Below are 14,635 nucleotides of genomic sequence, written 5' to 3' on the forward strand. Positions count from 1 at the left end.
CCCGGGGAAACGCGACCAGTGCGCCACATCCGGGTGATCAGTCCACCCGACCGGACCGACGCGGTGCTCGCGTTGTTCCGGTCGCGGCCGGGCGTCACCCACGTCACACTCGCGGTCGGTGCGTCACTCGCCCCCGCGGGCGATGTGCTGGGCGCCGACGTCACCCGCGAGGCCGCCCATCGCGTCTTGCAGGGCCTCGAGGAATTGGGAATCCCCGCCGACGGCGCGGTCACCGTCTCGACCCTGGACACGGTGCTCTCCGATGCCGCGGACGCCGCGGAGAAGGCGGTGCCCGGCGACCCATCGGATGCCGTGGTCTGGGAAGAACTGACCGCCCGGACCCGCGAGGAGTCGACGCTCAACTCGACCTTCCTCGCCTTCCTTGTGCTCGCGGTGCTGCTCGCGGCGGTCGGCGTGGTCACCAACTCCCCGGTCACAGTGGTCGGCGCGATGGTCGTCGGACCCGAATTCGGGCCGCTCGCAGCGATCGCCGTGGCACTCGCGACCCGTCGCCTGCATTTCGCGGCGCGCCCGCTGATCGCGCTGTCGGTCGGCTTCCCGGTGGCGATGGTGTGCACCTGGCTCGGGGCCGAGGCCGCGCTCGCCGCGGATCTGTTCACCGTGGACGTCCTCGATACGGCGGGCCAGGTGGACTTCATCTACCGGGTCGGCCCGTTCTCGCTGATCGTCGCGTTGCTCGCCGGTGCCGCGGGCATGATCTCGATGGTCACCGCGAAGTCCGCGGCGCTGGTGGGCGTGTTCATCTCGGTGACCACGGTTCCCGCCGCCGGGTACGCAGTAGTGGCCGCTACCGTCGGGGAGTGGCAGCGCGCGCTCGAATCCACGGGGCAGCTCGCCATCAACCTCGTCGGGATCGTCGTCGCGGGCGTCCTGGTGCTGGTCCTGCGGCCCGCGGCATGGCGCGATATGCGAGAGCAGGTGGGGCTGTGACCGTCGACGGACTACAGGATCTCGACGCCGATGCCCTCGCCCGGTTGCAGGCACGGGTACGGGGCCTGATCGATGACGAGGGCATCACCTACAACGCACTCGACGCGTTACCGAGTGACCTCGCCGCACCGGCCACCACCGGGCGGTGGCGACTCGATCCGTTGCCGGTGCTGCTGAGTACCGACGAGTGGGAACCCCTGGCGCGCGGCGCCGCCCAGCGGTCGACGCTGCTCGACGCGCTGCTCCGCGACTTCTACGGCGAACAGCGCACCATCCGCGACGGCCTGCTGCCCCCCGAGGTGCTGTTCGCCCACCCCGGTTTCATCCGCCGGGCCTTCGGTGTTCCCGCGCCCGGGACCAAGGCGTTGTTCCTGCACGCCGCTGACGTCGGCCGGATCGGAGCCGGCGGCGCGTACGCGGTGGCCGCCGACCGCACCCAGGCGCCGTCGGGCGTGGGCTACGCCCTCGCGGACCGGCGGGTCACCTCCCGCGCCCTGCCCCGCGAATTCCGCTCCGAGACACCGCGACCGGTGTCGTCGTTCGCCGCCGCGCTGCGGGGGCAACTGCTCGAGAGCGCTCCACCCGGGGTCGACGATCCCACGGTGGTGGTGCTCAGTCCCGGATCGTTCTCCGAGACGGCGTTCGACCAGGCCTACCTCGCCTCCGTGCTCGGATTCCCGCTGGTCGAGGCCTCCGACCTCACCGTCCGCGACGGTGGTGTGTACATGCGCGCACTCGGCCGAATGAAACGCGTCGACGTGGTGCTGCGCCGTGTCGACTCCGAGTTCTCCGACCCGCTCGATCTGCGCACCGACTCCCGGCTCGGTGTGGTCGGCCTGGTCGAGATGATGACCCGCGGGGCCGTCACCGTGGTGAACACACTCGGCTCCGGCGTTCTGGAGAACCCGGCCCTGCACGCCTACCTGCCGCAGTTGTGCCGCGCCCTGCTCGATGAGGACCTGTTGCTCGACTCCACCCCGACCGTGCACGCGGCCACTCCCGCCGGTCGCGCCGTGATCGACGGCGCACTCGACGATCAGTTGCTGATCGATTTCTCCACCGGGGAGCGGATCCTGGGCGCCGACCTCACCGCCGAGGCCGCCGCGGCACTGCGCGCCCGCATAGCCGAGCAGCCCGCGCTGTGGTGCGCGAAGGAACTGGTGCCCTTCGACACCGAGCCCGCTCTGTCCGACGGTGCCGTGCTGGACCGCGGATTCTCCCTGCGGGTCTTCTCGCTGGCGCAGGAGGCCGGCTACACCGTGCTCGGTGGCGGCCTCGGCCAGGTCCTCCTCGACGGTGCCGCCGGCGCGCAACTGCATACATCGGCGGCCCGTGACGTCTGGGTGCCCGCGGGGGAGGACAGCCGCGGATCGATCCGCGTGGCGACCTCTCCGCGCGTGGCCAGGATGAACGGCGTCACGGCGAGCGGACCCGTCGCCACCCCGCGCGTCCTGTCCGACCTGTTCTGGATCGGCCGGTACGCAGAACGCGCGGAGGCGATGGTGCGGCTGCTCAGTGTGGCCCGCGAACGCGATCAGGAGTTCCGGCACCGGCCCTGGCAGCCCGGGGCCGCCTCCCTGCAGCCCCTGCTCGACGCCGTCGTCGAGGTGTCCGATACCGGGCAACTCGGACCGATCGTGGCCGAGGGCGCCGACCAGTCCGATGTGCTCGCCCGATTGCGTCGACTCACCCTCGACACCGACCTGCCCGGCACCGTCGCCTTCGCCGGCGTGCGCCTGCGCGCCTGCCTGCGCGCGGTCCGGGATCAGATGTCGACCGACACCTGGCTCGTGCTCAGCGGCGCCGAGCGCTCGCTGGGCCGGCTCGCCGCCGACCGGCACGACGGGGGCGAGCAACTCGACCAGACCCTCGGCGAGGTGCTGGTCTCGCTGCTCGCCTTCGCCGGACTCGCCCGTGAATCGCTGGTCCAAGATCCAGGATGGCGCATGATGGACGCCGGGCGGCGGATCGAGCGGGCCCTGCAGTTGGCCGACCTGACCACATCCACCGTGGTCCCGGCCCGAGAATCCGAGGTCGAGACAGGCCTGCTCGACGCGTACCTCGTGGCCTGTGAGTCGTCGGTCACCTATCGGCGGCGGCACCGGTCGGTACTGCGTGCGGGCGCCGTGGTCGACCTGATGTTCCTCGACGCCGACAATCCACGGTCGATGGTCTTCCAGCTCGACTCGCTCTCGCGCGACCTGCAGAACCTGCCGGACGAGATGCGCAGCGTGGCCGCCGAACGCACCGCCACCGAACTACTGGGCCGGCTGCGCCGGTTCGACCCCGAGGAGGCCGAGACCGTGACCGACGGTGTCCGCACCGAACTCGTCGCACTGATCGATGCCATCACCGGTGGCCTGCGCGATATCTCAGACGTGCTTGAGCGGACCCGTTTCGCGCTGCCCGCCGAGGCTCGTCCGATCTGGGTCGGGGTGCCGTCGTGGGCCTGAGCTTCTCCCGCCGGACGCCCGATTCGCGCAGCCGGCGCTACCGCGTGGTGCACGAGACCACCTACAGCTACGACGCCGAGGTCACCTCCAGCTTCGGCCGCTGTTATCTGAGCCCGCGCGAACTCGACCAACAGCGGGTCGACGAGCACTTCATCGTGATCGGACCCGAGCCCACCGACCGCTCCGAGGGCGTCGACGCCTACGGCAACACCGACACGTACTTTCACGTGACCACACCGCACACCCAGTTGAGCGTGCGCGGTGAGTCCATCGTGCAGGTGGAGCCACTGCACGAGTCGATCACCGACGAGGGCCCCGCCCTAGCACCCTGGGAACTCGCGCGGCCGGTGGGCGATGCGGGCGCCCTCGCCGCGCAGTACCGGCTCGACCAGCGGCCCGCGGAGATCGACGACGATGTGCGCGCGTTCGCCGATGCGATCTTCACGCCCGGCAAACCACTCGTCGAGGCCGTCGAGGAACTCACCACCGCGATCTACACCGACTTCACGTATCGCTCGGGTGCCACCAATGTCGCGACCCGAGTGGCCACCGTGATGGAACGCCGGGAGGGCGTCTGCCAGGACTTCGCCCGGGTTGCCATCGCCTGCCTGCGGTCCAAGGGCCTTGCGGCGCGGTACGTCTCGGGATATCTCGCCACCGAACCACCGCCCGGCCAGGACCGCGTGGTGGGTGCGGGTGCGACACACGCGTGGGCGGCGGTGTGGCTGCCCGGCGATATCTGGCTCCCGTTCGACCCCACGAACAACAAGTTCGTCGATGAGCGGCACGTGACGGTCGCCTGGGGCCGGGACTACGAGGACGTACCACCGCTGCGCGGTGTGATCTACACGGATTCGCGGGGATCCTCGATCGACGTCTCGGTCGACGTCGCACCGCTCGACTGAAGCTCGATCACCGTCGCCGCTCGCCGCCGCACCAGCGCTGCGTTATGGCTCACCAGGACCACCCCCGTGCCCGCCGCGGTCACGGCGTCGAGTATCCGGAGCACCGCGCGCGCCGAAACGGGGTCGAGCATCGCCACCGGCTCATCGGCGAGCAGGAACCGCGGCGCCTGCACCAGAATCCGTGCCACACAGGCACGTTGGAGCTGTCCGTCGCTCACCTGCGCCGGGAACCGATCCAGCAGCGATGGCTGCAGCCCTGCGCGGTCCGCGGCCTCGTCGACCCCGATGCCGACGCCACTGATGCGACGGGGCTCGCCGACGATCCGCGCGAGCGGCCACCGCGGATTGCACACGGTCCGTGGATGCTGCGCCAGCATCGCGAGCGTCCCCGCCGCCGGGCGCGGCGCACCCCCGCCGTGGTCGACGGAACCGGCATCGGGTGAGAGCAGTCCGGCGAGTACCCGCAGCAGTGTCGTCTTGCCCGCGCCCGACGGGCCGAGCACACCGGTCACCGCGCCCGCGTGCACCGTCACGTTCACCCCGTCGAGCACCGGACGGCCGCGGCGGCGAACCACGATGCCCGTGCCGATGATCGCCGTCATTCGACCTCCTCGAAGAACGCCCGGATGTACTCGGCGTCGGCGTGGTCCGCCGGTGCGATGGGGGAGCCCGAGTACAGAAGGCGACCCGAGCGCATGACCGCCAGTGCATCGCAGCCCGCACTGAGCACCGATCGGAGGTCGTGCGTGATCACCAGGACGGCAGCACCGGCGTCCGCGAGAGTGCGAAGCAGCCCCAACACCGCGGCGGCTGTCGCGGGGTCCAGTGCCGAGGTGGGTTCATCGGCCAGGATCAGCGGTGGGCCGGCCGCGACGGCAGCCGCTACCGCGGCGCGCTGCGCCATGCCACCGGACAACTCGTGCGGGTACAGATCCAGGGCGGCAGCCGGCAGCCCTGCCGCCACGCTGAGTTCCTCAGCGCTGCGGGACCCGTCCAGGACGCGAATCACTTCGTCGAGCTGGGAACGCACAGTGCGGACGGGGGTGAAGGACGTGGCCGCCGATTGCGGAACCACGCCCACGGTGCGCCCACGCAGCTCGGCCCAGCCGTCATCGCGGGCGCCGAGTACGTGTCCACTCACCTCCACCTCGCCCGAGACGTCGACGCCGGGTGGCAACAGTCCGCTCAGCGCCGCGACGACCATCGACTTACCGCAACCGGATTCGCCGACCAGGGCGGTGACCGCCGCCGTGGGTACGTGCAGGTCGACGCCGTCGAGCACCGTCGTGGTGCCGGCGCGCACTGTCAGCCCGCGGGTCCGGGCGGTCATCGCCACACCTGCGGGGCCGGGACCGCGAGTGACCGGCGGATGCGCGCACCGCACGCCGCACACACGAGTGCGGTGGCCACCAGCGCGAGGCCGGGCACGGCGAGTGTCCACCACGCGCCCAGCAGCACATCGCCGCGTGCCTGTCCGAGGAGCGAGCCCAGACTCGCTCGGTCCGGGGACAGTCCGACGCCGAGGAACGAGAGTGTGCTCTCGTGCCAGACCGCGTGCGGCAACAGCACGATCGCGGCGACCAGTGCCTGGCCAGACACCGCGGGCAGCAGGTGCCGGCGCGCCACGAACACCCGGGAGGCGCCGGCCAGCCGTGCCGATTCGACCCACCCGGACGACATGGCCGCCAGCAGCTCTGCCCGCACTACCCGGGCCACCGGTGGCCAATGGGTGAGCGCGATCGACGCGACGATCGCCACCGGATCCCCGCGCCAGAGCGCTGCGATCACCACACCGACCACCAGGTGCGGTAGAGCGTTCACACCGTCCACGATGCGCATCAGGACGGCATCGAACCAACCGCCGATCGTGGCGGAGGAGAGCCCGATCACGAGCCCGATCACGGTCGACAGCACGGCGCAGATAGCGGCCAGTAGCAGGGAGATCCGCAGCGCCGACGCCGTCCGCACTGCCAGGTCGTAGCCGGAATGATCGGTGCCCAGCGGGCCGCCCGGACCGGGCGGCCGTAGAGCAGCGGTGAAGTCCGCCACTTGCGGGCCCGTCACCGCAGGCACCGCGATGGCGAAGACGACGATCGCGGCCAGTGCGATCCACGGCCACCGTGTCATCCGGCCAACTCGATCCGGGGGTCCAGCCACACCGCCGCCGCATCGGCGAGCGCCGATCCGGCGAGCACTGCCGCCGCGGCGAGCAGCGACAGCGATGCGAACAGGGGAAAGTCCAGTGCCGTCGCCGAATCCACGAGGGCGGAGGCTATTCCCGGCCAGCCGAAGACCGTCTCCACGATGGTCGCACCGGCGATCACCTCCGGCAGCCGGGTGCCGAGCAGGGCCAGTGTCGGCAGCACCGACATCGGGCCGATGTGGCCGCGCAGCAGGGTCGCCCCGCTGATCCCGCGGGCCCGCGCTCCGCGCACCGCATCGGACCGGGCGGCGTCGACGACGGCGGACCGCATCGACAGCAACAGCCAGGGCATCTGTGACAGCGCCAACGCCGTCACGGGCAGTGCCGCGTGGGAGACGATGCCGCCCAGCGTGTACGGCTCGCCCGGTGCGCGCGCTCCCGAGGTCGGCAAGGCCCGTAGCCCCACCGCGAACACCGCGACCAGCAGCAGGGAGACCACGAACGGCGGGGTCGCCGCCAGCGCCGTGGCCAGTGCGCTCACCGTCTTATCGAGCCGGCTGCCGCTGCGCATCCCGGCCACGGCGCCGAGCGTGATCGCCGCAGCGGCGGCGATCAGCAGCGCGGTCGCCGACAACCCGATGGTGAAGGGAAGTCCTTGCGCGAGAACCTCGGCGACCGGACGCCCCTTCGTCGAGGAGAAGCCGAGATCGCCGGACAGCAGCGCGCAGGCCCAGCGCCACCACGCCGACCACCAGCTCGCGTCGAGACCGTAGGCCACCTGCGCGGCCTCGCGCTGGGCTTGGGAAGCGGACTGGTACTCGCCCCCGAGGTAGGTGGCGAGGGGATCGAACGGAGATAGGCCGGCCAGCGCGAACAGGGCGAGCGAGACCACCAGCAGGACCGGGAACGCGATCGCCACGCGCACCAGGAGCAGCCGGCCGGCCGTGCGTCCGCGACCGCGGCGAGCCACGATCAGCGTTTCCACGAGGGCAGGTTCCACCACGGTCCCCACGTGACGCCGTGCGAATGCGGTTCCAGGATCGGCGGAGCGTAGGTCCAGCCGCCGGCCCGGACGGCGTACGCGTGGTGCAGGTGCGCGAGGTAGACGGCCGAGGGTTGGGCGGCGTAGATGCGCTGCACCTGCCGGTACGCGGCGTCCTTCTCGGGACCGGGAGTCAGGTTCCGGGCCCGCTCCAGCAGATCATCGAGTCCGGGCGCGGTGAAGTCTCCGGGATTGCTGTAGGGCGACGAGCCGGGCACCCGGGTGTGCAGGGCGTCGTAGCCCTGCGCGTCGATGCTGAACGGCGTCTCGCCGCCGCCCAGCAGGATCGCGGCATCGCGGGTGCGCTTTTCGATCTCGTCCCAGCTGCTGCCCTGCGGTGTGACGGCGATACCGAGCGGCTTCATCGCCGCGGCGAAGGCCACGGCCAGGTCGCGCCGCACCGTGTCCTGTGCGTTGTAGAGCAGCCCGAACGCGGCGGTGCTGCCGTTGCGCGTGCGCACCCCGTCCGGTCCGGGTAGCCACCCTGCCTCATCGAGCAGTCGACTCGCTTCCGCAGCGTCGAAGTCGAACTGCGCTCCCGGTTCGTATGCGGCGCCGTACACCGACGAGTACGGCGTGCTCGCCGGTTCCCCGGCGCCGGCCAACACCCCGGAGATCACCGCGGCGCGATCCACGCCCAGGTTCATCGCACGCCGCGCCACCGGATCGGCGGTGAACGCATTGGCGGCGGGGAGCGAGACACCGCGCCAGTCCGCCGATTTCACCGTCATGGTGCGCACGCCGTCACGGCCGTCGAGGGACGCCGCCAGCTTCGGCGGCAGCAGCGCACCGTCGACCTCGCCGGCCCGTACCCGTTGTGCCCGGGCATTGTCGTCCGGCACCAGCGTGTACACCACGCGGCGCACCGCCGGCTGCGGGCCGCGATCGGAACGGGCCACGAGGACGGCCTGGTCATCGGCGAGGGAGTCGAGCCGGTACGGCCCGGTGCCGACGGGCGTGCGATTAAGGCCCCACTGGGCGACCGGACGCTCCTCGATGCGCTCGGCGGGCACGATGCCGAGGAGCAGATAGGGAGTCGGATCACCGTCGGTGGCGAGCCGCACTATGACGGCGCCGCCGCCGTCCGGGGTCACGTCCTGCACCGGCGCCACGTGGGTGGCGATGTCGGCCGCCACCTTTGGATCGCGCGCCGCGCGGTAGGTCGCAACCACATCAGCGGCGTCGAACGGTGTCCCGTCGGAGAAGGTGACTCCGGCCCGTAGCGGGATCCGCCAGGTGCGGGGGCCGATCCGCTGCGGCGCCGCGGTGGCGAGTGCCGGCAGAAGATCCGGCACCTGCCCGTCCGACGCCGCATCCGGCCGGTACAGGCCCTCGTACAAAGGGGACACGCCCAGTTCGCCGTACCCCATCAGTGGGTTGAATCCGCCCAGCGGCTGAGTCTCGGCGAGTACCAGGCGGTCCTCCGCGCCGCCCGCGCCCGACGAGCACGCGCCGAGTGCCAGTGCTACTGCTGTAATGAGGCCGACGGTGCGGCGGGCGCTGCGCATGGTCGAGAACCTTATCTGTTCATCTGGACAGATGTCGGACGAGAGGCGGCGACGATGGCTCACGGGCACCGGCACGGCGTGGACGCGGACGCCTGGGCCGCCCGCTTCGCCCTGCTCGGAGACGCCACCCGACTCCGGCTGCTGATCGCGATGCACGATCGCCCGGGACTCGGTGTCGGCGAGCTGGCCGAGCGGGCCGGGGTGGGACAGAACGCGGCCTCGCAGGCGTTGCGCATACTCCGGGACGCGGAGTGGGTGAGCACATCGCGCGACGGGCGAACCGTGCGGTACACGTTGCGCTCCGATGCCATCGTGCACCGCATCCTGCACGACATCCTCGGCGTGACGCACCACAACGCCTGACCAGTGAATTCACAGTGAATCGGAGGCTCGTGGACAACCACGCCGCCGCCGCTGGGGTAGGTTGGAATCGATGGTTGCCGCGATGGGTTTCGAGACGACGCAGGCTGCCCTCACGGCGGTCGAAACGCTCCTCGGGCGCCGCGTGGGGACGCCGGTGGAACTGGGCGATCCCGAAGACCTCGGCGGATCCGGGCGCACTCTCGTCATGCGGGTGCGCGTGCTGCACAACAATCCCCTGCTGCCTCGGTCCGTGGTGATCAAGCAGCTTCGCCTCCCCGATCACGCCGAAGGCGATCACGCCGAGGCCTTCGCCCGCGAAAGCGCGGCGTACAAGTTCGCCACCGCGCTCCCCGTCGATTCGCGTCCAGGACCGCAGTTACTCGCCTCCGATGCCGACGCCAAGATCCTCGTGCTGCAGGACCTCGGTGAGGGCGAGACGATGACCGACGTGCTGGGCCGCACCCCTGTCGCCGGCGCTTCGATGGTGCTGTCGGCGTGGGCGCAGGCACTCGGCCGGATGCACGCGGGCACCTACGGCCGTGAGATCGATCTGCACACCCTTGCCCGCCTGGAGCACACCGATGCGCGCAACGACCCCGTCGCCAGTGAGGCCGCAAAGGCCGTTGTCGCGGTCGCTCGGGCCGTCGGCGGGACCGACGCAACGACGACCGGTGTCCTCGACGCGGCCGTCGCCCTGTTCACCGACGGGCCCTTCCGGGCGTTCAGTCCCTCCGATGTGGGCCCGGACAACACGCACGTGGTGGGAGGTGCGGCCCGGTTCCTCGATTACGAGTGGGCCGGTTTCCGCGATGGTGCCCTCGATGTGGCCTATGTGCTGCTGACCTACCCGGACTGCACGCCCGAAGGTCGCTCGGCGGACCACGACAGCGCGATCATCGAGGCCTGGCGCTCCGAGATCGTGCGCCTGTGGCCGCGACTGGCAGATGACGTGGCGCTGCACCGGCACCTCGCCACCGCCACACTCGCGTGGCTGGCGCTCGCCACGTACTGGGCGCTGGGGCTCGACTCCGCCAGCCGGATCGATGCCGGACACCTCGACAGCCTGTCCGCATGGTCGGCCGACGAGCTCGCCACCCGGTGGGAACGCCTCGCCGAGACCGATCCCCGGATCGCCGCCTTCGCCGCCGCCGTCGCCGCCGAGGTCCGCTCGCTGTGACGGATTCCCTGTTCGGTGACGACGGGGACCTCGGCACGCCTCGGACGACGCCGTCGAACGCCGGCGAGGTGGACTTCGTTCCCGCGCACGCCGGCACTCCGCTCGCCGTACGGATGCGGCCGCGCAGCTTGGACGAGGTGCTCGGTCAGGAACACCTGCTGGGCCCCGGCACTCCGCTGCGTCGACTCATCGAGGGCGCCGGCGCTGCGAGTGTGATCCTCTACGGCCCACCCGGCACCGGTAAGACCACCATCGCCTCGCTCATCTCCGGTGCGACCGGCCGCCGCTTCGAGGCGCTGTCGGCGTTGTCGGCGGGGGTCAAGGATGTGCGCGCCGTCATCGAGATGGCGCGCCGGCGCCTCCTGGTCGATGAGCAGACCGTGCTGTTCATCGACGAGGTGCACCGCTTCTCCAAGGCACAACAGGACGCGCTGTTGGCCGCGGTGGAGAACCGCGTCGTGCTCCTGGTGGCCGCGACCACCGAGAACCCGAGCTTCTCCGTGGTCTCCCCGCTGCTGTCGCGATCATTGATCCTGCAACTTCGCCCGCTCGAACCGGGCCACATCAGCGAGCTGATCGACCGGGCGCTCACCGACCCGCGCGGCTACGACGGGGCGCTGACGATCACGGACGAGGCGCGAGACCATCTGGTCCGGCTGGCGGGCGGCGACGCGCGGCGCTCACTCACCGCACTGGAGGCCGCAGCCGATGTGGCGATGGGTGAGCAGGCCGCAGAGATCGACCTCGACATCGTCGAGTCCAGCATCGACACCGCCGCGGTCCGCTACGACCGCGACGGCGATCAGCACTACGACGTGATCAGTGCATTCATCAAGTCGATCCGGGGCTCGGACGTCGACGCCGCACTGCACTACCTGGCGCGGATGATCACCGCGGGGGAGGACCCGCGGTTCATCGCCCGGCGGCTCGTGGTGCATGCCTCCGAGGACATCGGTATGGCCGATCCGCAGGCGCTGCTGATCGCGACCGCGGCCGCGCAGGCGGTGCAGTTGATCGGTATGCCCGAGGCGCGGCTCGCCCTGGCGCAGGCCACCATCCACCTCGCTACCGCGCCGAAGTCCGATGGCGTGGTCTCGGCGATCGGCGCCGCGATGGGCGATGTCTCGGCCGGGAAGGCCGGTGCCGTCCCGCCGCACCTGCGGGACGGGCATTACGCCGGCGCCGAGGCCCTGGGCAACGCCCAGGGATACGTCTATCCCCACGCCGTGGCGGGGGGAGTGGCGCCCCAGCAGTACCCGCCGGACGAGTTGGTGGGAGTCGACTACTACGAGCCCACGGACCACGGCTTCGAGCGTGAGATCGGACCACGGGTAACGCGGCTGCGGGGGATCATCAGGCGCCGGTAAGGTTGACGGGTCGCAACCATCGAACACCCTCAGTAGAGACGCGAAGGATCACAGTGCAGACCCATGAGATTCGGAAGCGGTTCACGGACCACTTCGTCAAGGCCGGTCACACCCAGGTGCCGAGTGCATCGCTGGTGCTGAACGACCCGAATCAGCTGTTCGTGATCGCGGGCATGGTGCCCTTCGTTCCGTACTTCCTGGGCCAGCAGACGCCGCCGTACGAGCGCGCCACGTCGATCCAGAAGTGTGTGCGCACCCTCGATATCGAGGAGGTGGGCATCACCACCCGGCACAACACCTTCTTCCAGATGGCGGGCAATTTCAGCTTCGGCGACTACTTCAAGCGCGACGCGATCCGGTTCGCCTGGAGCCTGCTTACGAACCCGGTCGAGGACGGCGGATTCGGCATGGACCCGCAGCGGCTGTGGTCCACGGTCTATCTCGACGACGATGAGGCCCGCGACCTGTGGCTCGAGGTAGGGCAGGTACCCGAGCGCATCCAGCGCCGCGGCATGAAGGACAACTACTGGTCGATGGGCATCCCCGGCCCGGCCGGCCCCTGCTCGGAGATCTTCTACGACCGCGGTCCGGAGTACGGCGTGGAGGGTGGTCCCGAGGCCGACGAGGACCGCTACATCGAGATCTGGAACCTCGTTTTCATGCAGAACGAGCGCGGCCAGGGCGGCGGCAAGGAGAACTTCGAGATCCTCGGCGAGCTGCCGAAGAAGAACATCGACACCGGCATGGGTATCGAGCGCGTCGCCTTCCTCTTACAAGGTGTCGACAACGTCTACGACACCGATCTGCTGCGTCCGGTGATCGACCGCGCGCAGGACCTCACCGGCCAGCGCTACAACGCCGGAGATCCCGAACACGATCGGCTCTTTCGCGTCATCGCCGACCACACCCGCACCGCGGTGATGCTGATCGAGGACGGCGTGAACCCCGGCAACGACGGTCGCGGCTACGTGCTGCGCCGCCTGTTGCGTCGGGTGGTCCGGTCGGCTCGCCTGCTCGGCGCGACGGGCGAGACCATGGGTGTTTTCGTCGATACCGTGATCGCCACGATGTCGCCGTCGTATCCGTCGTTGGCCGACGATGCGCAGCGGATCCGCACTGTCGCCACCGGCGAGGAGGCGGCCTTCCTCAAGACTCTGGAGCAGGGCATCACCCTGTTCGGTAATGCCGTCGACTCCACCAAATCCGCCGGTAAGACCGTGCTGTCCGGTGACGACGCTTTCACCCTGCACGACACCTACGGCTTCCCGATCGATCTCACCCTGGAGATGGCCTCCGAGGCCGGCCTTCAGGTCGACGAGGACGGCTTCCGCGCACTGATGGCCGAGCAGCGCCAGCGTGCCAAGGACGATGCGAACTCCCGCAAATCGGCGCTCGCGGATCTCTCGGTGTTCCGGGAGTTCCTCGACCGCGGTCCCACTGAGTTCACCGGTTTCGATGAACTGGTCTCCGATGCCCGGGTGCTCGGTCTGGTCAAGGACGGCGTGCGCGTGCCCGTCGTGCACCAGGGCGACGACGTGGAGATCGTGCTCGACCGCAGCCCCCTCTACGCCGAGGCCGGCGGCCAACTCGCCGACATCGGCACCATCACCACCGCCGCCGGCGCGCAGATCGTCGTGACCGACGTACAGCGCGTCGCCAAGACGCTGTGGCGCCACCAGGGCACCGTCGCCGTGGGCGAGGTCTCCGAGGGCGATGCGGTCACCGTCGCCGTCGATGCGGGCCACCGGCACGGCAGTACTCAGGGCCACTCCGGCACCCACCTCGTCCACGCCGCACTCCGACAGGTGCTGGGCCCCAACGCCGTTCAGGCAGGCTCGCTCAACCGGCCCGGGTACTTGCGATTCGACTTCCGTTGGTCCGGCGGGCTCAGCGAGGACCAGCGCACCGATATCGAGCGCGTCACGAACGAGGCCGTGCAGGCCGACTACGACGTGCACACCCAGGTCACTGATCTGGAAACCGCCAAGAAGAGCGGGGCGATGGCGCTGTTCGGCGAGAACTACGGCGACCAGGTGCGTGTCGTCGAGATCGGTGGCCCGTTCTCGATGGAGCTGTGCGGCGGCACCCACGTCGCCAGTTCGGGCCTCGTCGGGCCCGTCACCCTGCTCGGCGAGAGCTCGGTCGGATCCGGTGTGCGCCGCGTCGAGGCCTATGTCGGGCTCGACTCGCAGAAGTACCTGGCCAAGGAGCGCGCTCTCGTGTCCGCGCTGACGAGTTCACTCAAGGTGCCCGCCGAGGACGTGCCCGGCCGGGTCGAGTCGCTGGTCAGCCGCCTCAAGGATGCCGAGAAGGAACTCGAGAAGCTGCGTGCTCAGGCCGCGCTGTCAGCGCTGTCCGAGCTGGCCTCCTCGCCCGATCGGGTGGGCGCGGTGCGGCTCGTCGCCGCACAGGCCCCCTCCGGGGTCGCGGCGGGCGAGCTACGGAGTCTGGTGACGCAGCTCAAGGGGCGGCTCGGCGCCGAAGCCGCGGTGATCGCGCTGTTCGCCGTGGACGGTGAGAAGGTGCCCTTCGTGGTGGCCGCGAACGATGCCGCCCAGGATCTCGGCGTCAAGGCCGGTGACGTGGTGAAGGCCGCGGCGCCCGCGGTCGGTGGCCGTGGCGGCGGCAAGGCCGATATGGCGCAGGGCGCCGGCTCCGACGCGTCCGGTATGGGGGCCGCGCTCGCCGCGGTCCGGGCCGAGGTCGCGCGGGTGGCGGGCGCCTGA

General features: G+C 70.5%; 12 protein-coding genes. 7 read left to right on the forward strand and 5 right to left on the reverse strand.

What is annotated here, in order from left to right:
* Window positions 1-18: 18 nt before the first annotated feature.
* Genes TPAU_RS09835 through TPAU_RS09845 form a run of 3 tightly spaced genes read left to right on the forward strand, consistent with a single transcriptional unit; the run spans window position 19 to window position 4,309 of the window.
* On the forward strand, window positions 19-951 hold the full coding sequence (locus tag TPAU_RS09835) for a DUF389 domain-containing protein (RefSeq protein WP_013126598.1): 933 nt from the start codon (window positions 19-21) through the stop codon (window positions 949-951).
* Window positions 948-3,404: a circularly permuted type 2 ATP-grasp protein gene (locus TPAU_RS09840; RefSeq protein ID WP_013126599.1), complete on the forward strand. Its 2,457-nt coding sequence runs from the start codon at window positions 948-950 to the stop codon at window positions 3,402-3,404. Before TPAU_RS09835 ends, TPAU_RS09840 begins: the two co-directional genes overlap by 4 nt.
* The gene (locus TPAU_RS09845; protein ID WP_013126600.1) at window positions 3,395-4,309 is read left to right on the forward strand and encodes a transglutaminase family protein; all 915 of its coding nucleotides are present in this window, start codon (window positions 3,395-3,397) and stop codon (window positions 4,307-4,309) included. Before TPAU_RS09840 ends, TPAU_RS09845 begins: the two co-directional genes overlap by 10 nt.
* Here the strand turns inward: TPAU_RS09845 and TPAU_RS09850 are convergent.
* Genes TPAU_RS09850 through TPAU_RS09870 form a run of 5 tightly spaced genes read right to left on the reverse strand, consistent with a single transcriptional unit; the run spans window position 4,249 to window position 9,002 of the window.
* The gene (locus TPAU_RS09850; protein WP_013126601.1) at window positions 4,249-4,911 is read right to left on the reverse strand and encodes an ABC transporter ATP-binding protein; all 663 of its coding nucleotides are present in this window, start codon (window positions 4,909-4,911) and stop codon (window positions 4,249-4,251) included. The two genes, TPAU_RS09845 and TPAU_RS09850, sit on opposite strands and share 61 nt — an antisense overlap.
* Window positions 4,908-5,639 (reverse strand): ATP-binding cassette domain-containing protein, encoded by a 732-nt coding sequence (locus TPAU_RS09855; RefSeq protein WP_013126602.1) that lies wholly within the window; start codon window positions 5,637-5,639, stop codon window positions 4,908-4,910. The genes TPAU_RS09850 and TPAU_RS09855 overlap by 4 nt, the downstream gene beginning before the upstream one ends.
* The gene (locus TPAU_RS09860; RefSeq protein ID WP_013126603.1) at window positions 5,636-6,436 is read right to left on the reverse strand and encodes an ABC transporter permease; all 801 of its coding nucleotides are present in this window, start codon (window positions 6,434-6,436) and stop codon (window positions 5,636-5,638) included. The genes TPAU_RS09855 and TPAU_RS09860 overlap by 4 nt, the downstream gene beginning before the upstream one ends.
* Window positions 6,433-7,437, reverse strand: coding sequence for an ABC transporter permease (locus TPAU_RS09865; RefSeq protein WP_245537871.1), 1,005 nt, complete (start codon window positions 7,435-7,437; stop codon window positions 6,433-6,435). Before TPAU_RS09865 ends, TPAU_RS09860 begins: the two co-directional genes overlap by 4 nt.
* Complete coding sequence (locus TPAU_RS09870; protein ID WP_013126605.1) at window positions 7,425-9,002, reverse strand: ABC transporter substrate-binding protein; 1,578 nt, start codon at window positions 9,000-9,002, stop codon at window positions 7,425-7,427. Before TPAU_RS09870 ends, TPAU_RS09865 begins: the two co-directional genes overlap by 13 nt.
* Before the next feature lie 54 nt (window positions 9,003-9,056).
* Here TPAU_RS09870 and TPAU_RS09875 point away from each other — a divergent pair, with 54 nt between their 5' ends.
* The 4 genes from TPAU_RS09875 to alaS all read left to right on the forward strand — a co-directional run bounded on the left by TPAU_RS09875 (window position 9,057) and on the right by alaS (window position 14,635).
* A complete protein-coding gene (locus tag TPAU_RS09875; RefSeq protein ID WP_013126606.1) occupies window positions 9,057-9,365 on the forward strand; it encodes an ArsR/SmtB family transcription factor in 309 nt (102 codons plus the stop codon).
* Between the two features lie 70 nt (window positions 9,366-9,435).
* Window positions 9,436-10,542, forward strand: coding sequence for a hypothetical protein (locus TPAU_RS09880; RefSeq protein ID WP_013126607.1), 1,107 nt, complete (start codon window positions 9,436-9,438; stop codon window positions 10,540-10,542).
* Window positions 10,539-11,909, forward strand: coding sequence for a replication-associated recombination protein A (locus TPAU_RS09885; protein WP_013126608.1), 1,371 nt, complete (start codon window positions 10,539-10,541; stop codon window positions 11,907-11,909). Before TPAU_RS09880 ends, TPAU_RS09885 begins: the two co-directional genes overlap by 4 nt.
* A gap of 53 nt (window positions 11,910-11,962) precedes the next feature.
* Entirely contained in the window at window positions 11,963-14,635 is a 2,673-nt protein-coding gene (gene alaS / locus TPAU_RS09890; RefSeq protein WP_013126609.1) for an alanine--tRNA ligase, read from the forward strand.

Source organism: Tsukamurella paurometabola DSM 20162, assembly GCF_000092225.1.
Taxonomy (GTDB): domain Bacteria; phylum Actinomycetota; class Actinomycetes; order Mycobacteriales; family Mycobacteriaceae; genus Tsukamurella; species Tsukamurella paurometabola.